Source organism: Pseudomonas sp. BIOMIG1BAC (genome assembly GCF_001705995.2).
GTDB lineage: Bacteria > Pseudomonadota > Gammaproteobacteria > Pseudomonadales > Pseudomonadaceae > Aquipseudomonas > Aquipseudomonas sessilinigenes.
On sequence record NZ_CP049045.1, the window covers coordinates 4,671,367 to 4,694,705 of the forward strand.

Annotated in this window: 19 protein-coding genes; 6 read left to right on the forward strand and 13 right to left on the reverse strand. The window is 60.1% G+C overall.

What is annotated here, in order from left to right; genetic code table 11:
• Positions 1-90: 90 nt before the first annotated feature.
• Complete coding sequence (locus ATY02_RS21690; protein ID WP_020300826.1) at positions 91-996, forward strand: helix-turn-helix domain-containing protein; 906 nt, start codon at positions 91-93, stop codon at positions 994-996.
• A gap of 39 nt (positions 997-1,035) precedes the next feature.
• Here ATY02_RS21690 and ATY02_RS21695 read toward each other — a convergent pair whose 3' ends face one another.
• From ATY02_RS21695 to ATY02_RS21730, 8 genes are all read right to left on the reverse strand, one after another.
• Positions 1,036-1,962: a quinone oxidoreductase family protein gene (locus ATY02_RS21695; protein WP_020300827.1), complete on the reverse strand. Its 927-nt coding sequence runs from the start codon at positions 1,960-1,962 to the stop codon at positions 1,036-1,038.
• A 94-nt stretch (positions 1,963-2,056) separates the two neighbouring features.
• Positions 2,057-3,304, reverse strand: coding sequence for an MFS transporter (locus ATY02_RS21700; protein WP_020300828.1), 1,248 nt, complete (start codon positions 3,302-3,304; stop codon positions 2,057-2,059).
• A gap of 11 nt (positions 3,305-3,315) precedes the next feature.
• Positions 3,316-4,137 (reverse strand): SDR family NAD(P)-dependent oxidoreductase, encoded by an 822-nt coding sequence (locus tag ATY02_RS21705; RefSeq protein WP_020300829.1) that lies wholly within the window; start codon positions 4,135-4,137, stop codon positions 3,316-3,318.
• Between the two features lie 59 nt (positions 4,138-4,196).
• Entirely contained in the window at positions 4,197-5,561 is a 1,365-nt protein-coding gene (locus ATY02_RS21710; RefSeq protein WP_020300830.1) for a phosphotransferase family protein, read from the reverse strand.
• Positions 5,562-5,599: 38 nt separating this feature from the next.
• Positions 5,600-6,049, reverse strand: a complete 450-nt coding sequence (locus ATY02_RS21715; RefSeq protein ID WP_020300831.1) for a nuclear transport factor 2 family protein — start codon at positions 6,047-6,049, stop codon at positions 5,600-5,602.
• 33 nt (positions 6,050-6,082) lie between these two features.
• Positions 6,083-6,901, reverse strand: a complete 819-nt coding sequence (locus ATY02_RS21720) for an SDR family NAD(P)-dependent oxidoreductase (protein WP_020300832.1) — start codon at positions 6,899-6,901, stop codon at positions 6,083-6,085.
• A gap of 64 nt (positions 6,902-6,965) precedes the next feature.
• A complete protein-coding gene (locus tag ATY02_RS21725; RefSeq protein WP_020300833.1) occupies positions 6,966-8,318 on the reverse strand; it encodes a DUF1329 domain-containing protein in 1,353 nt (450 codons plus the stop codon).
• Between the two features lie 65 nt (positions 8,319-8,383).
• Positions 8,384-10,054, reverse strand: coding sequence for a DUF1302 domain-containing protein (locus ATY02_RS21730; protein ID WP_032904486.1), 1,671 nt, complete (start codon positions 10,052-10,054; stop codon positions 8,384-8,386).
• A 231-nt stretch (positions 10,055-10,285) separates the two neighbouring features.
• On the opposite strand from ATY02_RS21730, the gene ATY02_RS21735 reads away from it, so the two are divergent.
• From ATY02_RS21735 to folE, 5 genes are all read left to right on the forward strand, one after another.
• On the forward strand, positions 10,286-10,735 hold the full coding sequence (locus tag ATY02_RS21735) for a hypothetical protein (protein ID WP_076961360.1): 450 nt from the start codon (positions 10,286-10,288) through the stop codon (positions 10,733-10,735).
• Positions 10,736-10,931: 196 nt separating this feature from the next.
• Complete coding sequence (locus ATY02_RS21740) at positions 10,932-14,495, forward strand: indolepyruvate ferredoxin oxidoreductase family protein (RefSeq protein WP_020300835.1); 3,564 nt, start codon at positions 10,932-10,934, stop codon at positions 14,493-14,495.
• A 70-nt stretch (positions 14,496-14,565) separates the two neighbouring features.
• A complete protein-coding gene (locus ATY02_RS21745; protein WP_020300836.1) occupies positions 14,566-15,747 on the forward strand; it encodes an acetyl-CoA C-acetyltransferase in 1,182 nt (393 codons plus the stop codon).
• Positions 15,744-16,373 (forward strand): TetR/AcrR family transcriptional regulator, encoded by a 630-nt coding sequence (locus ATY02_RS21750; protein WP_020300837.1) that lies wholly within the window; start codon positions 15,744-15,746, stop codon positions 16,371-16,373. Before ATY02_RS21745 ends, ATY02_RS21750 begins: the two co-directional genes overlap by 4 nt.
• 36 nt (positions 16,374-16,409) lie before the next feature.
• Entirely contained in the window at positions 16,410-16,967 is a 558-nt protein-coding gene (folE, locus tag ATY02_RS21755) for a GTP cyclohydrolase I FolE (protein WP_020300838.1), read from the forward strand.
• 28 nt (positions 16,968-16,995) lie between these two features.
• Here the strand turns inward: folE and ATY02_RS21760 are convergent, their stop codons facing one another.
• From ATY02_RS21760 to ATY02_RS21780, 5 genes are read right to left on the reverse strand one after another with little or no spacing between them, the layout of a single operon-like run.
• Complete coding sequence (locus tag ATY02_RS21760) at positions 16,996-17,751, reverse strand: SDR family NAD(P)-dependent oxidoreductase (protein WP_020300839.1); 756 nt, start codon at positions 17,749-17,751, stop codon at positions 16,996-16,998.
• A gap of 17 nt (positions 17,752-17,768) precedes the next feature.
• A complete protein-coding gene (locus ATY02_RS21765; RefSeq protein WP_020300840.1) occupies positions 17,769-18,821 on the reverse strand; it encodes a phosphotransferase family protein in 1,053 nt (350 codons plus the stop codon).
• The gene (locus tag ATY02_RS21770; protein WP_020300841.1) at positions 18,818-20,113 is read right to left on the reverse strand and encodes an acyl-CoA dehydrogenase family protein; all 1,296 of its coding nucleotides are present in this window, start codon (positions 20,111-20,113) and stop codon (positions 18,818-18,820) included. The genes ATY02_RS21765 and ATY02_RS21770 overlap by 4 nt, the downstream gene beginning before the upstream one ends.
• 24 nt (positions 20,114-20,137) lie before the next feature.
• Positions 20,138-20,875 carry an SDR family NAD(P)-dependent oxidoreductase gene (locus ATY02_RS21775; protein ID WP_020300842.1) on the reverse strand — a complete coding sequence of 246 codons (738 nt, stop codon included), beginning with the start codon at positions 20,873-20,875 and terminating at the stop codon, positions 20,138-20,140.
• Between the two features lie 50 nt (positions 20,876-20,925).
• Positions 20,926-23,163, reverse strand: a complete 2,238-nt coding sequence (locus ATY02_RS21780) for a CoA transferase (RefSeq protein ID WP_020300843.1) — start codon at positions 23,161-23,163, stop codon at positions 20,926-20,928.
• Positions 23,164-23,339 lie beyond the last annotated feature (176 nt).

The following is a 23,339-nucleotide window of genomic DNA, read 5'->3' on the forward strand; positions in this document are numbered from 1 at the left end:
CTGGTTACACTCGAGACCGGGTAGCTGCCCTGACGTATCGTTATCCTTCGAATTTCAGCGCCAATAATAAAAATGGCTGAAGGTTGAAAAATGAACGCGATCCACTACAGCGAGTACGACTGTGAAGCGTCAGGTAATTTCCTGACCGAAGCTTCATTGGCCAGGCAAGGCTTCGACATCCGGGTTGAACACGCGCAATGGTCCAACACTGGCACTGCCTTGATAGAAACCGGCGACAGTTGCCTGTTGCGCTTGATGCTGCCGGCCAGCTCGCAGATCAAGCCTAACTGCGGCGGTTTTTCCAGCCACGGTGCGCCTCAATTCCAACCCCTGGGCAAGCTGTTGTTCATTCCCCATGGCACCGAGTTCCACCTGCGTCACGATGCCGGAGAGCAAAAGGCCCTTGTGTGTCTATTCGACCCCTCCTCACTCGGCGTCCTGGGCAGCTATCGCTGGAACTGGCAGGACAACGTCAGCGCAGCCATGCTCAACCTGCAAAGCGGCTACTTGCACGCCTCGTTGCAACGGCTGGCCGAAGAAGTCGCCAACCCCGGCTTCGCCAGCGAGCTGCACACCGAGTGCCTGCTCACCAGCATTGCCCTGGACCTGCGCCGCGAATTTATCGACGCGCCCGACGATGCCACTTGTTCCTCACACTGCGCTGAAAAACTCAGCCATCGTCAACTCAACATCCTGCGTGAATTGCTCGACAGCGCCAGTGACGAAGGCCGCTCACTGGGCCACTTGGCGCGGGCCTGCGAACTGCCGTTGCGGACCCTGTCCAGTCGCTGCAAAAACACCACCGGCATGACCTTGCGCCAGTACGCCGCGCAAACCCGTTTGCAAAAAGCCGTGGCGCTGTTGGCTGACCCACGGTTGCTGATCAAACAAGTGGCCTATCAGGCCGGCTTCAACAACGCCGCCGCTTTCAGCGCGGCCTTCCGTAAAGAGCTCGGTGTCACACCCGAGGAATTTCGCCACCAGCGCCAGCGCTGAAAGGCACCCGGACAAGGGCGCCTTCCAGCAATACGGGCTTTAACGACGAATCGTGGCGGTGATTTTGGCGTGTGGCCCATTGACCTGCGCGGCCCAGGCTTCAGCCGCCTGATCGAGGGTAAAATCCAGGTAATCCACCTGAATCTGCTGCTCTTTGGCGATCTTCAGCAGACGCAGCCAGATCTGTTCACGGTCTGCGGGCGGGCGCTGGCCAGTGCCGATGCACGACAGATTGCGAAACAACAGATCGGCAATATCCAGATTGAGCTGGCGGCCGGCTCCCGTGCCAATGGTCATGATCCGTGCGCCCCAGTTGGTGGCCTTCAGCGACGTCAACATCGGTTGACCGCACACGAGGTCGAGCACCACATCAAATCCGCCATCGGCCGCATCCTTGAGCGCCGCGACGTCATCGCTGCCACCCAGGGTCACCACTTCATCGGCAAGGCCTCGCGACTTCAACCGCCCCAGTGCTTCAGCGGACCGGGCAGCACCGACCACTTTGCCTGCACCCAGACCGCGCGCCAGTTGCAGGGCGATCTGGCCGAGCGTGCCGGTGGCGCCCAGGATCAGCACCTTCTCACCCTTCTGAATCGCGGCTTTTTCCAGGGGCACGATGGCGCCGGTCGCAGCGATGCCCATGCTGATCGCGGTTTTATCGTCCACGTCGTCCGGCACATTCCATACTTCGGCTTGCGGCACCAGGGTGCGCTCTGCCCAGGCACCAAACGGCAACACCGAGCGCTCGCCGAAATACACCCGGCGGCCATCCGGCGCACGGCCAACGCCTTCTCCGCGAATGACACAGGGATATTCAACACCCAGACGGTAGGCGCCGAGTACATCCCAGCCACCAAGGCCAGCGGTATCGACATCGATCAGCACCGAGCCGTCTAGCGGCTGCGGATCACGAAACTCGCCCACTACCGGCGGCGCATTGCGCTCGGAAATGATTGCTGCACGCATGGCATTCTCCTTGTCTGTTTTATTGTCAGGCTGCACTCGAGGCAATAATTGAACATTATTCTGTTATTTGTCTATATTTACTTCGGCAGCTTCTCTAACTGGCAACTAATGGCTCGGACTGATATCGCGGATACCCACCCAATGTCAGCAGCAGCAATGGGCCGACGACAAAGCAGATAAAACTGAACAGCAGCATGGCCGAGTAGCCACCGGTGAGCTTGAACAACCCGGCGAACAGTAACGGCGAGATCGCCGCACCTGCGGTAATCAAGCCCAGGTGCGCGCCAAACAAGCGGCCGTAGTCGCGCATGCCGAAGTAACGGGCGATCAGGAAAGCAGCGATATCGAACTCGGCACCGGCACCCACGCCGACCAGCAACGTGGCGAGGGTGTACATCGCAATACTGGAATCCCCATAGGCAAAAATGCCGCAGGCAAATGCCGGCATCAGCAGCGCGACAGAGGCAACACCGGGCGCCCACAACCGGTCAATCAGGTAGCCCACCAATAGTCGGCCAAGGATCAGCGACACGCCGAAGCTGGCGAAAATCTGACTGGCCTGCAGGGCGCTCAGGCCACGGTCCTGCAGCAACGGCACAATGTTGGTGACCATGCCCACCACGCACGACACCACCAACGTCATCGACAGGTTGCACACCCAGAAACGCCAGGAGCGCATCGCCTCGCGCAGCAGTAGACCGCCGGTTTGTTCGCTGGTGGCGGGGAGTTGCGTCGAGTTGTGGCTGACATTGGTGGTCGGCAACAACCAGCGTAAGGCCAAGGGCAACGCCAGCAGCACCGGCAATACACCCAGCGCGAGGAATCCCGCCTGCCAATTCCACCGGCTGATCGCCCAGGCGGTGATCAGCGGAAGCATGATGGCCGCCAGTCCGGAGCCACTGAGGATGATCGCCAGCGCCAGACCACGGTTTTCCTCGAACCACAAGTTCACCAGGTGCGACCAGGTCACCTGCAACGTACCCAGCCCGGCTAGCGGCACCAGGAAAAAGCCAAGGTAGAGGGTCCAGATCGAGCCATTGATACAGGTCAGGGTGAAGACACTCAGGGACAACGCGAGCAGCGACAGCAACGTGACCCGGCGCAAGCCGTAGCGCGAGTTGAGCCAGCCGGCCAATTGCGACGCGACGATGGTGCCCAGCGATAACGCGGTGATCGCCGCCTGCAACTCCGCCCTGCCCCAGCCCATGGCCTGTTCCAGCGGAATCACCATGGAGCTGAAGCTGTACAGCAGCAACGAACTGGAACTGGTGGCAACGCCCACCAGCGCCAGAATCAGCACCCGCCAGCCGCGTTTGAATTCTGCGTTATCAAAGCCTTTCATGGTGTGTGACCTCAGTCGTTGCCAATAAACACAGCCGCTTGCGCGCTCTTGCTCAGTACCTGGGCACGACGTGCCGGGCCAGGTGCGGTCTCGACCTGAACAAGGGTGTCTTCGGGGTGAATCAGCGTCGGGCCATTACCCAGTTGCTCAAGCGCCAGAAGCGCCAAGTCATCTGCTTTGGGCAAGGTCATGGTCAGGGCGTCGGCAATGTTCAGTTTGACCATGGCATCGCGCATGGTGGGTGTGTCGACAGTGCCGATGACCAAATTGAGCACGTCGACGCCACGGTCTTTCCACTCCGCCCATAACGATTCGCCGAGGTTCAGCGCAAACCCTTTGGTGGCGGTGTACATCGCCAGTTTGCGAATACCCCCCAATGCAGCCTGGGAACCCACCAACAGCAAGCCGCCCTGCCCGCGCTCCAGCATCGCGGCACCAAAGGCATGGCTGCATTGCATCACGGTCAAGCAATTGAGGCGCAGCAACGCGCCCCAGTCCTCGGTCGAGGTATCGAGGAAGCGCGTGATGTAGGGATCGCCACCCGCGTTGTAGATAAACAGACCAACTTGACGTTCACCGACAGCCGCGAGCAATCGCTCACAGGCATCGGGCTGAGAAAGGTCCTGGATTACCACCAGCACTTCGATGGCGTAACGTTGCTCCAATTCGCCTTTCAATTGCGCCAGGGCGTCGCCACGGCGCGCCACCAGGACGCAGTTGAGGCTACGCTCGGCGAGGGCACGGGCAAACGCCGCGCCCACACCATGGGAGGCACCGGCAATCACCGCCCACGGACCATACCGATGCAGGAAGGCATTATCAGGAACAGACATAAACACTCCGAATACGAAGGCCCGGCGACCAGCCACCGGGCGAGAAAGGTTTCACCCTGTCAGGCCACGGGTGGCAGGTCGATGTGGCGGGCGGAGGCGCCAATGGCGGTGCTGCCGTAGACCAGGACGCGCCGCTCGATGTGCGCCATGAACAGGCGCAGCAAAGGCCCGTCGTATTCAGGCCCGGCGCTTTTGACAAAGGCTTCCAGCGCTGCATCAATCTCGCTGTAGTCACTGAAGGTGCGGTCCAGCAGGACTTGCGCCTCCTGTTGTTCCAGCTCGCGCAAGTGCAATTCCATGGCATCGCCACGGCCCAGGTACTCCACCAGTTTGCTCACGGCGCGCAGCTTGGTTTTCTGGAAGTCACTGCCGACTTCCACCTGCGCCAGGGCATCGGCGAGCATGGTCAGCAACTGGGCATTCGGGCCGCTGCTGACCATGTCCAGTTTCGGCGTTTGCAGAGGCACACCCATGGCTTCGGCCAGCGCATGCACCACCACCCGGCGCAGGGCGATGTCAAACTCGGTGTAGGTGTCATGTGGGTCGCCCGGTTGTGGCGTGGCCACCGACGCCGAGAACTGCATCGTGCTGACGGTGGCAAACAGTGCCGTGTGGTAACGCACCACATCGGGCTCCGCCGGTTCGCCGGTTACTTGCTGGTAGTAGCGATACAGGGCGGCGAAGCTGTCCCCGAGCGGCTCGTAATTGTCACGCATGCGCGCCGACGCCAGGTCGGCCAAGGGATCGCCGATCATGGCAAATTCGAAATCGTAGAGACCCTGTACCTGTCCGCTCTCGAACAGATATTGCCCTGAATCGTACTGCACGAAAGCAGGCCGGATACGGTGCTGCGGCACATTGCGGCGCAACCAGCCGAGGGCGAATTCAACCAGCGGCTGAGGCCTGGTTTTATTGCGTGCATACAGCGGGTAGTAAGCTTCCAGACCTGCGAGGGTAATGTCCTCGGCACTGGTCGGCAGGTGAATGCCCTGCTCAATGAAGGGTTGCAACGGCAATTGGTGCATGCGCGCCATGGCGTCGACCCACTGGCGTGCGACAGCATGGCGCTCGGCATCACTGATCGCCGTGCTGATATCACGACTGCCCGGCACTAACTCCATCACGATGGCTTGCGGGTCTTCGCAGAAGCCGTAGATACGCGGCACCGGCACACCTTGCTGGCCGAGCAAGGTGAGAATATCCGCCTCCCGGCGCAGATCCGGGAATGGGCTGACATCACCACCTCGCTCGCCACGAATATGCAATTGAAGGGTTTCGCCATCGCGTTGCAGTTCAAGGTTCCACGCCGGACGCCAGCGCAGCAGGCGTTGCATGGCCGTGATGTTTCCGCCCAGCAGCCCTTCGACAAAGGTGCGCAGCTTTTCTTCGACCGGATCAACAGTCGTATTTATTGTTGTTGGCATACGGGGTCTTCCTCAGGCGCTGATGTCCAGCGCCGCTCTCAATGGGTGCTGGTGCTACCAGCGTTCGGCCCGCCTACCTGCTCCAGCGGCACGCCCTTTTTCTTCGCCAGGTCGGCGGTGTCCAGGTACTCGCGCCAGGCACAGATCAGTCCGTGTTCGTCCAGCTCATACACCGCCACCATCGAGTGCGGCATGGGGACGCCGTTGCTGACGCAGTAATCGTCGCGTTCGGTCATCACCACGCGCTCCGAAGAGACGATGTGGCGCGTGGTGCAACGGTTATGCGTGACATAACTCATCTGTCGCTCTATCTCCCGGCGTAACGCATCGCGCCCCCGGATCACGGGACCACCGGGCACCCACAGTTGCCAGACGGCGTCGTCGGCGAAGGTGGCCATGATGCGTTCGATATCGGGGCGGCTGCCGTCGCTGCCATCGCCCCAGGCGGCCAGCATGTCGAGGATGAAGCGTTCCTGTTCGAGTGCCATGAAACGGGCTCCAGTGCAGTGAATGGATCGGGATCAGACCGAGGTTTGAGGCAGCAGGAAGTTGCGCACCACCGGCACCATCGGTGTGCCGCAACTCATACCGCCGTCCACGCGCATCAGCGTCCCGTTGACATAGGCGGCGTCGTCGCTGGCGAGGAAAGCGGCCATGGCGGCGATGTCTTCCGGCTCGCCCAGTTGCGGTACGTTTTGCAGGTCGAGAAAGGCCGACTTCATCGCCTCGTTGGCCCAACTTTCCATGGCTGGCGTGCGAATCACTCCCGGCAGGATGCCGTTGCAACGAATGCCGCGTTTGCCAAAGGTGGCGGCAATGCTTTGCACGTACCAGTTGAGCGCGGCCTTGGAGGCGCCGTAGCTGAACTGAGAAATTTCGCCGGCAATCGAGCTGGTGGACGAGGTGAACAGAATCGAACCGCTGCCCTGGGCGAGCATGTGCGGCAAGGCGTATTTGCACGCCAACACGCCACCCAACACGTTGACCCGCATGCAGTTGTGGAACAGCTCGGTGTTGAAGTTGATGAAGTCGATATCGCGGGTGGTGGCCGGGTTTCTGTACACGGCGTTATTGAACAACACGTCGATACGACCGAAGGTCTCGACAGTCTGCTCGACCATCTCCCGCAAGGCGCCTTCCTCACCAACATCCACTTGCATGGCCATTGCCTTGGCACCTATTTCAGCTGCCACGGCCTGCGCCGATTCGGCGAAAAGGTCGGTGACCACTACCGTGGCGCCCTCCCGGGCAAAACGCAGTGCCGAGGCGCGGCCGATGCCACTGCCGGCGCCTGTGATGACGCAGACCTTGCCGTCTAAACGTTGCACAATCTCGCTCATAAAAGGGTCTCGGGACGGATAAAAAAATCGGCGCCTGTGACAAGCGCCGAAAAGGAGCATGAGGTCAGCGGGTCTGGCCACCGGCAATGGTCTGCGGATTGGCTTCACGCTCGGCGACCGGTTCCTGGCGGTAGCGCGTCGGGCCGTTGCCGAACATGCCGTACTGGTCACGGGTGAAGTCGTACAACGAGTAGGAATCCTGTTGCGGGTTATTGGGAATGCCATACGCCTCGATGTTGTATTGCGAGCCGGTACGGAACAGCGCGCCGCTGTCGTCCCAGGCGTCGTAGACCGCAGCACCAAAGGTGTCCTCGTCGATGTAGTAGCGACGTTTTTTCTGCGCGTGGCGGACGCCGTCCTTGCGGGTCGCTTCCACCACCCAGACACGGTGCAGCTCCCAGCGTTCACAGGCGGGGTTGATGTGTTTGGGCATGAGTTTCTTGTCCATGTCGCAACCCCACTTCAGCGTGTAGTTGCTGTAGGGAATGAACATTTCCTTCTTGCCCACCAGCTTCCAGTCGAAACGGTCCATCTTTCCGGAGAACAGGAAGATTTCGTCGTAGAACGCGACCCCGCCGAACGCCGAGTTGGGGGTGTCGTAGTTGAATTCCGGAGCCTTGCGCACGCGGCGCTGGCCGGTGCTGTAGCTCCAGGCATATCGAGAGTCAGCGACCGGGTCGAGGTAATCCCAATACCCGGATGCCTGCCCGGCCGTACGGGCCGGCGCAACGATGCGCGACCATATACGTTGGGCGATTTTCGGATCACGCCCGGGAACGTCCATCTGGTAGAAGGGTTTTTCGCCGGTGGACCGGTTGGTATTGGTCAACGTCGCATGACCCTCATTGACGACATAGGCACTGTGGTTCCAGTCCCAGCCATTCACACCCTGGTAGTTCAGGATGTAGTTCCACATCAGTTCCCGGCCATCTCGCGGCAGTGGGAACGGCAGACCGCCCCGGCAGCCTTCGCTGATCGACAGACCGTCGTTCTCGGTCTTGCAGTCCTTGCGGCCAGCATTGCGCTGGGTGGCAGCAAGAAAATTCGCCGGAAAGGTTGCTGTCCGGTGGGTGGGGTACACCTCAAGGTAATAGGTGTCGGGGTTCTGCTTGAGCAATTGCAGTTGTCCGGCTGCCAGTTGGTCGGCGTACTGATCGGCGTTGGCTGCGGTAATGCGCAAGCGTGGCTTTTCATCGGCAAACGGGTTGGGCCAGTTGCCGTCGCCTGGGACCAGCCCGGCCGGGACTTTTAAACCACCGTCGTAGGCCGGAATGGTGCCAGCGGCATTGCCCGCGACAATCGCCCCGAACGGCGTGAGTCTGCCGCCCAGATCGGCTGCGGTAGAGGTGTCATCAGCGACTGTCGCCCCCGTCAGAGCAATGGCCACCAGGCCTATCGCATAAGAATTGACCGTCATTACGTTCTCCATTCAGATGGGTGATCGCCGAGTCCGGTGATCACTGCAGTGCAGTTCAGGGCGGTTCAGAACGCGGTACTGACCGTCAGCGAGACCCAATTGCGGTCGGTCAGGCCAACGTCGCCGGTTCCCCCGACGACTGTTTTGCCGACACCGGCAATATCGCCATATTTGCGTTCGCTGCCGTACCCGATGTACGACAGGGTCACGTCAGTACGCTCGTCGTAGGTGCCCTTGACCCCGGCTTTCCAGGTGTATTTGCCTTCGTTGCCCCCGCCCGTTGCGGCATTGCCGCTGACGCCGTAATCCACGCTCATCGGGGTGGAAATGTTCCAGCCGGGGAACACCCCCAGCCATTGCGGTGCAAAGCTCACGGCCAGGCCGACATAATTTTTGGTGGCGCAGCCGTAGTGCTTGTCCTGCCCCTCCGGGCAGCCGCCATAGCCCTCGCCTTTGAACAGTTCCTCGTGCTTGGTCACCCGTTGCACATGACTGAACGCCATTTCGGTGATCAGGCTGCCGGTGTCGAAGTAATCAGTGCGCGGCAGCAACCACAGGCCGTTGACCACCATGTGCCAGGTGTCACCGCGAGCGCCCTGGTTGTCGGCAGTGCTGATGTTGCTGGAGACCAACGAGGTGTTCTGGCGATACGACAGGTCTACGCCAAGGGAGCCGCCACCCAGCACCGGACCTGCGGAGTAACCCAGGCCATAGAGCTTGACGTTCTCGGCGTACACGTAACGGGCGAAAGTCGGCGCCACTTGCAGGCCCCACGGGTTGTAGTCATCGAATTCGCGATAGAACGCGCTGACCTCCGAATGCAGGAAGTCGAAGCTATAGGTGCCCATCACGCCCCAGTTGCCCCTGTCCTTGGGTTTGACCGGGTCAATCAACGGCCGCGAAACACCGCTGAACAACGGCAAACGGTCCGGCCCTTCCAGGGCGACGTCGGCGGAAGCCAGATAGGTACCGCCTTCAGGTGCGCGCGTGGTGTCCCATTCGAAGAAGTATTGCGCTGCCAGCGACAACTTGTCGGTGACCTGAGCCTGGGTTGAAATCTGCGTCAACGGCAGGAAGATTTCACGGGTCTCGGTTCCTGGGTTGCTTACCGCTTTGCGCCCATCCAACGGTGCTTGCGAGTAGGACACCGCATGCCCGGCAATCAGCAGGCCGTTGCCCCAGTACACGGTATGCCGGCCGGCACGCACGCTGACCGGAATCTCGCCGAGATCGAAGCGGGTAAACGCAAAGGCGTCCAGTAACTCGCCGCTAGGGCCACGGTGATAGCGCTTGGTGAAGCTGGAGTATTTACCGTTGTTGTAGCTCGGCGTGCTCGTACCGGGAAACGCACCGGGGTAGTAGACATTGCCGGGGCTGGTTTCGACGTCGGTGTTTTCGTAAGCCTGGTCGTACCAGCCCGCGCCGCTGATGCGAAAACCGTTGTACTGCTTGTACGCGACCTCCATTTCGCTCATCACATCGACCCGATTGGTCACCACATCGCCCCGATCAAACTTGGCGTCGGACTCGTCGTAGCTGGCGTTATTGGCCAACGCGGAGTCGCGCCCCTCGGCCCGTATGCCCAGGTTGTAACGCACGGTGTTGTCCCAGCGCGCGGTCCAGTCCGGATTGCCGGTATCAAACTCGGCGGCCTGCACAGCGCCAACAGTCAAGGCACACCCGGTCACGCTGAACCAGACAGCCAGGCTTAACGGCTTTAGCTTTGCGTCGATCATCAACACTCCCATTACTTTTTTATTGTTGTTGGCAGCCGAAGCGTTGGGCCGTCTGGACCGCACCAATGAGCGCTGATCCGTGGGCTTTCGGTATGGACTGAAGTAGACGGGACGGGGAGGTTTGAGACAACGATTGGGAGTATTGCTGAAATGCATTTTGGTATTGGTCAAATACTCCCGACCTATACTCAAAGGCCCTGGATTGTGCTTTTTTGAGTACAGGAGGTGACCATGAAATCGGGAACCCAGACAGCGGCACTCCTAGCCGCTGCGATAATCGTCGGCTGTACGAATTCATCAAGCCAGACAGTGACTGTTCCCTTGAACGCTACACCACGCAACGGCGGTCAGATCGCCAATACAACGCTGGCCGTTCAGGGCAATGAGACAGCGTTTTCCTTTGTCGTCAGTGGAGTTCCAAGCGGCACTCTTCGGCCCTTGAATCTCTACACGTTTATCAACAAAGGCAGCTGCGAGCGGCCCGGGTCTGTCGCCTATGCAATGAATGACCGGATCAATACCAATCGCATTTCTGCAACGCGCGGCTGGACCTATTCACGAAGTGCGCCAGTGGCGCTGTCAGAGCTGCTTTCTGGTGGATATTACTTAGTGGTAAGGACCACACCGGCCGATGGCAACGTGGATATTTTCTGTGGGGATATCAAGCCAGAAACAAGGTGAAAATGACACCAGACCGGTAACCGGCTTTATCTACAACAGCGTGAAGAACAGTGTGCATACCGGTATTTGAATAACCGATACCGCCCCATTGTTTTTGTGATTTTACGATGGCAAAACCGCTCCCTAGACTCCAGCCAATAACTAGGCAACGCCGCTCTCCTGGCGCCGCCATGACAATAAAGCCTGGAGGATGAACATGAGTGTGCCCCCATCTCTGGATGACAAATACGTCCAGCACACTGGAAAAATCTTGCTCACCGGCATTCAGGCGCTGGTGCGTCTGCCACTGATGCAGCGCCAACGCGATCTGGCCAATGGTCTGAACACCGCCGGGTTTATTTCCGGATACCGTGGCTCGCCGCTGGGTGGTTTTGACCAGGCATTGTGGAAGGCGCGCGACTACCTCAAGGAACACCACACGGTGTTCCATCCAGGCATGAACGAAGACCTCGCTGCTACCTCAATCTGGGGTACGCAACAGGTCAATCTCTTCGAAGGCGCCACCTACGATGGCGTGTTTGGCATGTGGTACGGCAAGGGGCCGGGCGTCGACCGCTGCGGCGATGTGTTCCGCCACGCCAACGCCGCCGGCACCTCGCAATTTGGCGGTGTGCTGGCCATTGCCGGAGATGACCATGGCGCGCGCTCCTCCTCACTACCGCACCAGACCGAGCACATTTTCAAAGCGGTGATGATGCCGGTGCTGGCGCCATCGGGGGTGCAGGAATACCTCGACTACGGCATGCATGGCTGGGCCATGTCGCGCTATTCCGGCTGCTGGGTCGCCCTCAAAGCGGTGGCCGACACCGTAGAGAGCGCGGCCGTCGTCGACATCGACATTCATCGCGTACAACCGATCATTCCCGATATCCCGCTGCCCGAAGGTGGCTTGAATATCCGTTGGCCAGACCCGCCCCTGGCACAGGAACAGCGCCTGCTGGAACACAAGCTATATGCTGCCCTCGCCTATGCCCGGGCCAACCGCCTCGACCGTGTCGTGATGGACTCAGCGAAAGCGCGCATCGGCATCATCACGTCAGGCAAATCGTACCTCGACGTTTGCCAGGCACTGAAAATCCTCGGCATCGACGAAACACTCGCCCAGCAGATTGGCCTGCGGGTCTACAAGGTCGGCATGGTTTGGCCGCTGGAGGCTGAAGGCGTCCGGCAGTTTGCCGAGGGCCTGGAAGAAATCGTGGTGGTGGAAGAAAAACGCCACATGATCGAATACCAGTTGAAAGAAGAACTCTACAACTGGCGCGAGGACGTACGCCCGCGCATCGTCGGCAAGTTTGACGACAAGGGTGAGTGGAGCCTGCCGCACACGGGTTGGTTGCTACCAGCCATCAACGACCTGACCCCGGCGATGATCGCCCGTGCGCTGGCCAAGCGTATTCTGCGTCTGCACCAAAGTGGCCCGCTGCAAGTGCGCCTGGCCGTGCTGGATGCGCAACTGGCTAGCAAAGACCAATTCAGTAACCTGATGGAACGCGTGCCCCACTACTGTTCCGGTTGCCCGCATAATACATCGACCAAAGTCCCGCAGGGCAGTCGCGCACTGGCGGGCATTGGCTGCCATTACATGGCCGCCTGGATCTACCCGCAAACCCAGACTTTCAGTCAGATGGGCGGCGAAGGCGTGACGTGGATCGGCCAGGCACCGTTCACCACTACTCAACATGTGTTCGCCAACCTCGGTGACGGAACCTATTTCCACTCCGGCATTCTCGCGATTCGGGCTGCCATCGCGGCCAAGGTGCAGATCACCTACAAGATTCTCTACAACGACGCCGTGGCCATGACCGGCGGCCAACCGGTGGACGGCAGCCTCAGCGTGGCGCAAATCAGCCGGCAACTCGTTGCCGAAGGCGTGCAGCGTGTGGTGGTGGTCAGCGAAGATGTCGAGAAATATCAGCACATCCATGAACTGGCAGACGGCGTGCCGGTGCTGCGTCGCGACCAGATGGACGAAGTGCAGGAACAGCTGCGCCAGTTCCAAGGCGTATCCGCAATCATCTATGACCAGACCTGCGCTGCGGAAAAACGTCGGCGTCGCAAGCGCGGCAAGTTCCCGGACCCGGCACGCCGGGTTGTGATCAACGAAGCGGTGTGTGAAGGCTGTGGCGATTGCAGCAGCAAATCCAACTGCATGTCGGTGGTGGCGGTGGAAACCGAGTTCGGCCGCAAACGGGAAATCGACCAGTCCTCGTGCAACAAAGATTTCACCTGCCTTAACGGCTTTTGCCCGAGTTTCGTCACGGTCGAAGGGGGCTCGTTGCGCAAACCCAAAGCGCTGGCAGCCAAAGCGGATGAATTATGGGCATTGCCCACGCCATCAACCGTTACGCTGGATGAGCCCTACAGCATTCTGGTGACCGGCGTGGGTGGCACCGGCGTGGTGACCATCGGCGCCTTGCTAGGAATGGCAGCGTTTATCGAAGGCAAAGGCACGCTCAATCTGGACATGGCCGGCATGGCGCAAAAAGGCGGCGCGGTGTGGTCGCACATCCGCATTGCCGCGCACCAGGATCAATTGTTCGCACCCCGTATTGCCGAAGGTGAAGCAGCCTTGCTGTTAGGCTGCGATCTGGTGGTCAGTGCCAATACCGAAACCTTGTCCAAGCTGCGTCAAGGCGTTACCCATGCGCTGATCAACAGTGAAGAAACCATCACCAGCGCATTCGTGCGGACCTTCGCCCAACAGGCGGAAAGCGGAGATTTGCTGAAGCACCCGGACCCGAAATTCCACACCCACAACATGTCGGCACAAATCGCCGAAGCGGTTGGCCATGCCCAGGCGGACTTTGTCGACGCGAGCAAAATCGCCACGGCATTGACGGGCGATTCGATTGCCACCAACACCTTCATGCTCGGCTACGCCTACCAGAAAGGCTGGTTACCGGTGGGCGAAGCCGCGCTGCTGCAGGCTATCGAACTGAATGGCACTGCGGTGCCCTTCAACCTCGCCGCCTTTGCCTGGGGCCGGCGCAGTGCCGAAGACTTGCCACGGGTCTTGCGCAAACTGGAAGCAGGTAAAGTGCAGAACACAGATCGCTTGCTGTCGCAAAGCCTGGAAGAAACACTGGCACGACGCATGGCATTTCTCACGGCGTACCAGAATAAGGCTTATGCCCAACGTTACCGGCAACGAGTCGAGCAATTCATGAAAGCGGAAACGGCGCTGCTCGGGCAACCGGGCAAACTGTCGGCAAGCGTCGCCCGTTATTACTTCAAAGTGCTGGCCATCAAGGATGAATACGAAGTGGCACGCCTGTTTACCGATGGCCAGTTCCTGGAAAAAATCCAGGCTGGCTTCGAGGGCGACTACCGCCTGCGTTTCCACCTGGCGCCACCGCTGCTGAATGATAACGGCAGCGGCCGTGAGCCGAAAAAGCGCAGCTTCGGCCCGTGGATGCTGCAAGGCTTCAAGCTGCTGGCTAGGTTCCGGTTCCTGCGCAACACCTGGGCCGATCCGTTTGGCCACACTCACGAACGCAAGGTGGAACGTGACTGGCTGGCCAATTATGAACGTGTCCTCGACGAAGTCTTGATGGATTTGACCGCCGACAACCTGACCCTGGCCCAGGACCTGGCACAGCTGCCAGACAGCGTGCGCGGTTATGGCCCGGTCAAGGAGCGCTACCTCGTTCACGCCCAACAGCGTCAGGCGCAATTGCTTGAACGGTGGCGCGATGGCTCGAACGCGCAGTTCCACGATGCCAGTCAGGCCGGCAGCAAAATAGCCGTTACCCAACTGTAAGCCCGAGTGTGGCAGGCGTCGGTTGCCTGAAAAGGCACCACGCCGTATCCACCGAAAACTGGAGCACAGCATGCATGAAGTCGTGATAGTCGCCGCCACCCGCACCGCCATCGGTACCTTCCAAGGCGCATTGGCCACCACCAGTGCCGTGGAATTGGGCAGCGTGGTGGTCCAGGCGTTGCTGAAAAAAACCGGGATTGACGTCGACCTGGTCGATGAGTTGATTTTCGGCCAGGTGCTCACGGCCGGGTGTGGGCAAAACCCGGCACGCCAAGTGGCGCTGAAAGCAGGCCTGCCCCATAGCGTATCGGCCATGACCCTGAACAAGCTCTGCGGCTCCGGGTTGAAATCCGTGATGCTGGCGGCTCAGGCGATTCGCTGTGGCGATGCCGAGGTGGTGATTGCCGGCGGCATGGAAAACATGAGCTTGGCTCCCTACACGCTGGCCAAAGCGCGCACCGGCTTGCGCATGGGTAACGCGCAACTGGCCGACTCGCTGCTGCAGGACGGCCTGATCGACGCCTTCCACGACTACCACATGGGCATCACTGCGGAAAATCTGGTCGACGCTCACAGCCTGACCCGTAAGCAGCAGGACGCTTATGCCCTGCGTTCGCAGCAACTTGCCAGCGCAGCCATTGAGGCCGGCCGTTTTGTCGCGGAGATCACCCCGGTGCCGATTGCGCAGCGCAAAGGCGAGCCGCTGCTGTTTGCCGTGGATGAGCAACCTCGCGCGCAAACCACTGCTGTCAGCCTGGCCGGGCTCAAACCAGCCTTCAGAAAAGACGGCAGCGTCACCGCCGGCAACGCCTCGACAATCAATGACGGCGCCGCTGCAGTGCTGTTGATGAGCGAAGACAAGGCCAGGGAGTTGGGCTTGCCCGTTCTGGCAAAGATCAAGGCGGGTGCGTGTACTGGCGTAGACCCGGCGATCATGGGCATCGGGCCGGTGTCGGCAAGTCGCAAGTGTCTGGCAAAAGCCGGTTGGAGCCTGGCTGAACTCGATCTCATCGAGGCCAACGAAGCGTTCGCTGCCCAGTCGTTGGCGGTGGGTAAAGAGCTGGGTTGGGATTTTGACAAAGTGAACGTCAACGGCGGCGCCATTGCCCTCGGTCACCCGATTGGCGCTTCGGGTTGTCGTGTGCTGGTCACGCTGCTGCACGAAATGTTCAAGCGCGACGCGAAAAAAGGCCTGGCGACCTTATGCATTGGCGGCGGCCAGGGCGTCGCCCTGTTGCTGGAACGTCCATGATTGGCGCCCGCCCCGCAACGGCCGCCGGCCCTCAGCCGCGCTGGCATGGGCAGCCGGATGGCGATGTCGGAACCCACGAATTGCTGTACCACACGGCGCTCAGATTATTTGCCGAGCATGGATTCGAAAGTGTCAGCCTGCGCCAATTGGCAGCCGCAATGCATTTGCAGCCGGGATCGCTGTACAACCACATTGAAAGCAAGCAGGCGCTGCTGTTCGAACTGATCGAGACGCATGAAAGCGATCTTCTGGCGTTACTGCAAACCAAGGTCGCGCGTCATGCTGAGGGTCGGCTGCAACTGCAACGTTTTGTACGTGTGCACCTGCAGTTCAACAGCTTGCACGATCAGCGCCACACGCTGACGCGCATGGAATTTCGCAGCCTCAGCCTGGAGCAGCGCGAACGCGTCGAGCAACTGCGCGACACCCGCACCCGGGACCTGGAAAACATCCTCAGCCGTTGTGGATTGCCGGCCGGCCAGCGCGCACCGATGGCGCTGGGCATGCAAGCATTGCTCGATGGCGTGGTAGCCGGTTACCCGCAGGATGCGCGGCCTCCTCTGGAAAGTCTGACGAGTCTGTTTACCAGCATGGTGCTGACCGGTTTGAGCAGGCCGCTGGCTTAGCTGCTCCCCTTACATCACTAACAATAAGGTCGATCGATGAACGAAGAAATGACGAAAAATTATCGGGAAATTCTCCAGCACGTCGGTGAAGACCCACAGCGTGAAGGCCTGCTCAAGACTCCGGAACGTGCAGCGAAAGCCATGCGTTATCTTTGCCATGGCTACCGGCAAACGCTGGAAGAGATCGTCAACGGAGCACTGTTCGAGTCGGATAACGATGAGATGGTCATCGTTCGTGAAATCGAATTGTATTCGCTGTGTGAACATCATCTCTTGCCATTTATTGGCAAGGCTCATGTTGCCTACATACCGACAGGCAAAGTGCTCGGATTGTCGAAGGTCGCGCGAATTATCGACATGTTTGCCCGCCGCCTGCAGATCCAGGAAAACCTCACCCGGCAGATTGCCGATGCAATCGCCCAGGTCACCAATGCCGCCGGGGTGGCCGTGGTGATCGAGGCGAAACACATGTGCATGATGATGCGAGGTGTGGAGAAGCAGAACTCGGTGATGAGTACTTCAGTGATGCTTGGCGCCTTCCGCGAGTCGTACAACACCCGTCAGGAATTTTTGCAGCTGATCCGCAGCCGCTAGGCGAGGCGCCAGGCGCCCCACCTTCAACTCAACTGAGCATCAGCATCCCGCCGTCAATCATCAGCGTCTGCCCGGTGACAAATCGAGAACCTTCTCCGGCAAGAAATACCAGCACTGGCGCCAGATCCCGGGCCGGTTCACCCAGTTGTCCGCCGATGGGCACTTGCCCTGCCATGTACGCATCGTGCTGCTGCAGTTGTTCGGCGCTCATGCTCGCGCGAGTCGCCTCGTACATCGGCGTCCACATCGCCGGGGCGATAGCGTTGACGGTAATGCCCAATGGGCCCCACTCCCGCGCCACCGTGCGCGTCCACGCCAGCACGGCCCCCTTGCTGGCCGCGTAATGGGCTTTGCCGGGCTGTCCGATGACGCCTGCCCCAGAGGCGAAGTTGATGATCCGCCCACCGCTGCCCTTCAGCAGCTCATAGGCCGCGCGGTTGGTCAGGAATGTGCCACGGGTATTCACCGCAAAGACTTTTTCCCACTCGTCCAGCGTGATGCTGTCGGCACTGGCATTCGGCGCGATACCCGCAGCATGTACCAGCACATCCAGACCATTGAGCCGTTCGTTGGCCCAGGCGAAAGCGGCGTCCACGGATTGGCTGTCAGCGATATCGCAGACTCGTGTATGCGCCCACCCGCCACCGTCCCCCGTCATCGAGGCGGCTTCGCCCAGGTCGAGGCTGACGACATAGGCTCCCTCCTCCACAAATGCTTTGACCACTGCCGCGCCAATACCCCTGGCGCCCCCCGTGACGATGATGCGTTTACCGGCCAGCTGCATGGGCTGTTCCTCTGATATCAGACTGTTTGATCGATGCGCTGCAACGCCGTAGCGAACAGACGCAACGCTGAGGCGTGGTGTTTTTCACCCGAGACCATCGAGGCTTTGCCCGCACACGCACGGGCGTAACTGACTTCGAGAAAGATGCCGAGCTTGAAGCCGGCCAACACCAGGTACCAGGTGAAGTCCGCCAACGAGCGCGAGCTGCCGGCGCGGTAATGGGCGACCAGTTCGTCGCTGCTGCAAAAGCCTTCCCAGGGGCGAACTTCAATGGTGCCGGCACCACGACCATCAGCACCGGGCCAGGTGACTACCAGCCAGGCAAGGTCGAGCAACGGATCGCCGATGGTCGCCAGCTCCCAATCGACAACTGCGGCCAGTTCCGCGCTGTCGTGGCGAAACATGACGTTGGACAAGTGAAAGTCACCATGCTGGATACCGGTCTGGAACTGCGTCGGGTAATGCTCGCTCAACCAGTTGGCCAACCGGGCAAGTCCCGGCAGACCGCTCGCGCCCGGCCAACCGGGGTAGTCTTTGACGCTGTCCAGTTGCGCCAGCCAACGTGAGACCTGGCGTTGATGAAAACCTTCGGGCCGCCCAAAATCCCCCAGGCCCACCGCCTGATAGTCGATTTCTCCCAGACGCAATAACGCGTCCACCATGGCCAGCCCCATACGTCGGCGCATTGCTGGCTGCTGCGCGTGCGGCGTCGGCAAACCTGCCGCGCAGTTGGGATTGAAGCCCTGTACTGGTTCCATCAAATAGAAACTGGCGCCCAGAACGTCTTGGTCGGCGCAGTCGGCTATCAGGCCGGCATGGGGCACCGGCGATCCGGCCAACGCTTTGAGCAACCGTGCTTCACGGGCAATGGTTTTACTGCCGACTTCGCGCAACTCCCTGGAAGGCCGACGCAATACGAATTCGCGCGTGCCACGCCGAAAGCGCAGCAACAGATTCTGAGTGCCTCCGGTTAATCGCAGTGGGGCCTCGATGGAGCCACTTTCCAGACCCTTTGAGTCCATCCATAGAGCCAGGCGCTCGAGTTCGACCAGATCCTGCCAGTCGTTCATGCGTCGTACTCGCCCAGACTGGCCAATGCATCGGCGTATTTTTCCCGGGCTCGGGCCGCCGCGGTGGGCCGGTGGTAATCGGGGAACAGTTCGTCGCAGGGTTGATAATCGCGTAGCAGTTGTTTGGCGACCGTGATTTTGTGCACTTCGGTGGGCCCGTCGGCCAGCCCCATCTGGAAGGAGCGGACGATGTACCCGGTAAACGGCATTTCTTCGCTTACCCCTAACGAGCCATGTACATGCAGGGCGCGCGCGGCGATGTCATGCAGCACCTTGGGCATGGCGGCTTTCACCGCAGCGATGTCTTTGCGTACCCGTTTGTAGTCCTGATACTGGTCGATGCGCCATGCCGTGCGCATGACCAGCAAACGAAATTGTTCGAGCTCGATCCACGAGTCGGCAATTTTTTCCTGGACCATCTGCTTGTCCGCCAGGCGGCTGCCCTGGGTACTACGCGACAGGGATCGTTCACAGAGTGCATCCAGGGCTTTCTGCGCTTGGCCAATCACCCGCATCGCATGGTGCACGCGGCCGCCACCCAGTCGTACCTGGGCCACGACAAACGCCTGACCGGGCGCGCCGAGCATGTCGCCAGCAGGCACTCGCACCTTGTCGAACGACAGGTAGGCATGGGTTGCGGCCGGGTCATCGGCGATACCGACGTTGCGGATAATGCTCACCCCCGGAGCATCGGCGGCAACAATAAACATCGACATGCCTTCATACACCGACACGTTTTTATCGGTGACCGCCATCACGATATAGAACGCGGCGTAGCGGGCATTGGAGGCAAACCATTTTTCGCCGCTCAGCAGCCAGTCATCACCCTCACGCACCGCTTCGGTGGTGAACACCGCAGGGTCCGCGCCGCCTTGGGGTTCGGTCATGGCGAAGCAGGACACGATATCGCCGTCGAGCAAGGGTTGCAGGTAGCGCTGCTTCTGCGCCGGCGTGCCGTAATGGGCGAGGATTTCACCGTTACCGGAGTCCGGTGCCTGACAACCAAACACAATCGGTCCGAACAGCGAGCGGCCGAGAATTTCATTGATCAACGCAAGGCGCACCTGGCCATACCCTGCCCCGCCCAGTTCCGGGCCCAGGTGACAAGCCCACAAGTTGCGCGCCTTCACCTGCGCTTGCAACGGTTTGACCAGTTGCTTGAACAGCGGGTCGTGGATATTCCACGGGCTGCCCAACACGTGGTCGAGAGGCTCGACTTCCTCACGCACGAACTGCTCGATCCAATCCAGTTCCACTTGAATCTCGGGGTCGGTCTGAAAGTCCCAGGCCATGGTGTTTCTCCTAGCAAATAGCGATCAGGCCAGCAGCATGCCGCCGTCGACCAATAGGGTTTGGCCGAGCACATAGCTGGCCAGCGGCGAGGCGAGAAACAGAGCCACATTAGCCATGTCCTGAGGCGTGCCGAGGCGCCCTTGAGGAATGGCGCGCAGCGCACCTTCCAGGCGTTTCGGGTTGCTGGTGGTCACCCGTGTCAGCTTGGTTTCCACCAGCCCCGGGGCAATGCCATTCACCCGGATACCATCACGAGCCCAGGCTTCGGCCAAGGTGCGAGTCAGCCCGAAAGCGCCGGTTTTCGAGGCGTTGTAGGCAGGGTTGCCACGGGTAGAATGGAACGCTGCTGCCGAACTGACCGTGATCATCGAACCCTTGGCTTCCATCAGCAGCGGGTGAAATTTCTGCGCGCAGACCATCAGGCTGGTGAGGTTGATGTCGAGCACGCGCTTGAAGCCCTCAGCGAGGAATTCCTGACGGTCGTAGAGCACCGTGCCTTGCGCTTGCACCAACACATCCAGACGGGTGAATGGCACACAGACCGCTTCGATCAACGCTGCATCCGCGACGTCGACCTGCGCGTAATGCAAGCCTTCAAGGTTAGAGTCGGGTGAGTCGTGATAGGCCGCCGCCGAGGCACGCGTACCCCAGACATGCACTTCGGCACCGCGCTGGCGAAAGTTCTGCGCAATGCCATTGCCGATGCCACTGGACCCGCCGACTACCAGCACGGTTTTACCGCTGAAATCCAACTCGTACATGGGTATTCCTTGTGCTTGTCGAAAAATGCTGCCGGGCAATAGGCCCACCGTTACAGCGCCACCAGGCCAGCCGAGGCCAATCGTTCGAGCTCGCTGCCGGTAAAGCCGAGGCCTTCCAGAACTTGCCGGGTATGTTGGCCGAGGGCGGGCGGTGGGCGCTGCAGCGATAACGGCAAGTTGCCGAAATCCCAGAACGCGCCGATCTGTTGCAAGTCGCCGTAAACAGCATGTGAGTAATGCGCGTGCAGACCCGCGGCGGCGTGTTCGGGGCTGTCGAGAAAGGCATCCATCTGCGCCTCCAGGACGGCCTGCGCAGGAACTTGCACTTCAGCCAATGCTGCGAGCGCCGCTTGCCGGGTAAGACCTGCAAACCAGGTTTCGGGCTGATCACCCATGAGCGCCTTGAAACGCTGCACCTCATCCGGTTGCAGCGCTGCCACCACCAGCCAGGCATCGCTACATAGATACAAACGGTGTGCGTCACTCACACCAGTCTGTTGCGCATCCATATGTTCGATTGGGGTCAGGCTGCCGTCTTCAAGCACCACCGCTTCGCTCATCGATAGCAACGTAGCGCCCAACAATGACGAGCTGACCATTTGCCCGACGCCACTGCGGTTGCGCTCGTACAATCCCAGCAGCAAGGCATAGAGCGAGGATAAACCGGCAAAGAAATCGCCCACGCCAAAACGCAGCCACATCGGCGCCTGCCCCTCCCCGCCCTGCTCCCTCTCCCAGCCGCAGGAAGCCTGCATCAATTGGTCAAAACCCGGCCAATCCGCGCGCGGTCCGGTCGGTCCGTAGGCACTGACATGGCAATACACCAGCTGCGGGTTGAGCACTTTGAGGCTCTCGTAGTCGACCTTGAGTTTGCGTGCGGCCGGCAGCCGCATGTTGTGGTGAACAACATCGGCCCAACGGGCCAACGCTTCTACGGCGGGCTCGGTTTGCTGATCGCCCAACTGCAGCGCTACCCCCAACTTGCCACGCTGGGTGCCGCTGAAAATCCGCTCCAGGCGGCGCATGGCATCGCCTTTGGGCGCTTCGACTTTAATGACTTCGGCGCCGAGGTCCGCCAGAAGCATGCAAGCAAACGGCCCGGCCAGGTAGGCGCCCAGATCCAGTACTTTCAGACCGTGCAGCGGAGGCAAGGGCGCCGGGCTCGACCTGGGCACTTGCGAAGGGATCACAGCATCGGCGCCTGACAGTCCGGCGTTCCCCTCACCTGCCAGAGGTGCGCTACCGCCAACTCGTGCGGGTGGCTGCACCTGCCAGGCAGGGCCTGGTTGCAGGGTCTTGCCCAATTGCACATCGTCGACTTCAACCACATAACCATTCAGGCGTGCTTGCTCGTCGAAGTAGATATCGCCAAAGGGAGCGGCAATTTGCGCGGCCACGTCGTGCTGCCAGAAATGCTCGACCCAGTCCTGTGCCGGCCGTGTGGCAATGATCGCCTTGTTGGCGCCGAAGTTTGGCGCCACATGGCTCGATGGCCACAGCGCGTTCAAGCGAGCCACTTCGGTTTCGCCGAGCTCACTGAGTGCCGCGGCCATCCACGGGGATTTGTCCGGCGAATAATGCACATGCAACCAGCGGCCATCAGCGCATTGGTGCAACGGAATAGGAATGTGTTTATCCAGGCCTTTGGCAAAGGCCTGCGTCGGCGTTTGCGCGCGGTTCCAATGCATGGTCATTGGCACCAAGGCTGCCTGAGCCAAACTCGTATGAGCGATACCGCCGCAGCCGTCACGTTCGCGTGCAAGCAACCGCGCCATCACCCCAACCACGCACAACCAGCTGGCCAGCCAATTGGCAAAGGGCATGCGCACGAATACCGGGCCGGGGCGATGCGCCGGTTGCTCGTCCAACAGGCCAAGGCGCGCCAGGATCAAAGTTTCCCAGGGGATGGCATTCGCCAGTGCATGCCGTTGGGGCCAGCCGCTAATTGCCGAGATAATCAAGCGAGGAAAGTCTGCAGCGAGTTGCGCGTCGGCCAGACCATGGGCCTGCGCTACCGAAGGTGTGAAGTCGTGTAGCAGCACATCGGCGCTCGCGAGCAGAGAGTTTAGTTGCTGACGATCTTGGGGATTTTCCAGACTGAGGATGACACTGCGCTTGCCACGGTTAAGCACAGCAAACAGCGCCTGTTTCTCTCTGGCGGGGTTGGCGGGTGGCTCGATCATCACCACTTCGGCACCCGCTTCGCAAAGATGCATGCCAGCGGCAGAGCCGGCAATGCCGGAACACAGACTGATGACGCGAATTCCTTCGAGGATTGCCTGGCTCATTCAGCACCTGTCTTCTTCTGCGCTTAGCGTTTTGCAGCAGAGCTGCAGAACGAATCCATGGCGTTACCCTAAGCGATCAATGATAAATTCCATAGATAGATTAGTATTCCGAATATAGAATCATAAGCAGGAATATGAACAGCAAATAACAATTCGTCTAAATATCACTAAAAGCC